The sequence below is a fragment of the Bartonella sp. MR168JLCBS genome (assembly GCF_042194175.1).
Map to the genome: position 1 here is coordinate 1,002 of NZ_JBHIMP010000092.1, position 359 is coordinate 1,360.

Below are 359 nucleotides of genomic sequence, written 5' to 3' on the forward strand. Positions count from 1 at the left end.
ACCGTGAAAGTTATGATTACGACACCATTCAGCTGAACTATGATACTGCAGCACTTTTAAGCGCTCCAACTGTTCAACAGGAGTTTTACAAAATCTATGAGGGTGAAAATGCCCGTGATCAAGTGCTTTCCAATAAAGCGCGCATTACAGTTAAAGTACGCTCGATTCAGCCAAATGGGCGAGGTCAAGCGGCTGTGCGTTTTACAACACAACAACATGACAGTAAAGGCACAGTTGGGCCAAAGCAACATCAAATCGCAACAATTGGCTACACCTATGTTGGTGCGCCAATGAAATCATCTGATCGATTGCTTAATCCTCTTGGTTTTCAAATTACAAGTTACCGCGCTGACCCGGAA

At 44.0% G+C, this 359-nt stretch carries 1 protein-coding gene; it reads left to right on the forward strand.

Annotation, left to right across the window (positions count from 1 at the left end):
* A partial coding sequence (locus ACFIK8_RS09340; RefSeq protein WP_375669260.1) for a VirB8/TrbF family protein occupies nucleotides 1–359 on the forward strand: 359 nt, incomplete at both ends.